Origin of the sequence: Achromobacter sp. DH1f (assembly GCF_000633435.1) — a bacterium.
GTDB classification, from domain to species: Bacteria; Pseudomonadota; Gammaproteobacteria; order Burkholderiales; family Burkholderiaceae_B; genus Achromobacter; species Achromobacter deleyi.
In genome coordinates, this window is the sequence record NZ_AYMF01000096.1 from 1 (window position 1) to 506 (window position 506).

1 protein-coding gene is annotated in these 506 nt (G+C 67.4%); it reads right to left on the bottom strand.

Annotated features, from left to right (window positions below; all coding sequences use genetic code 11):
• Positions 1-64: 64 nt before the first annotated feature.
• Positions 65-506: efflux RND transporter permease subunit (locus U858_RS34115; RefSeq protein ID WP_042886126.1), on the bottom strand; the 442-nt coding region annotated here is incomplete at its 5' end.

Consider the following 506-nt stretch of genomic DNA (forward strand, 5'->3'; position numbering starts at 1 on the left):
TCCGTGAGGTGCTCGATGGGCCTCTCATCATGCTGATAGGGAAGAAGGAAATGCCCCAGCCCCCTCACCCCAGCCGCCTCACCCCCCGCCCGCGCCACCCCGCCACCCGCAACCGCATCCTCTCCAACGCCAGATAAACGATCGGCGTCGTATACAGCGTCAGGAACTGGCTGATCATCAGCCCGCCCACAATCGCGACCCCCAGCGGGCGGCGCAGTTCCGAGCCTTCGCCCATCCCCAGCACCAGCGGCAGCGCGCCCAACAGACCCGCCAGGTTGGTCATGACGATGGGGCGCAAGCGCAGCATGGCGGCGCGGTGGATGGCTTGTTCGGGGGTGAGGCCTTCGCGGCGTTCCAGGCTCAGCGCGAAGTCGATCATCAGGATCGCGTTCTTCATCACCACGCCCACCAGCAGGAACAGGCCCAGCAGCGCGATCAGCGTGAATTCGATGTTGGCCAGGCGCAGCGCGAGCAGCGCGCCCACGCCGGCCGACGGCAGGGTCGAC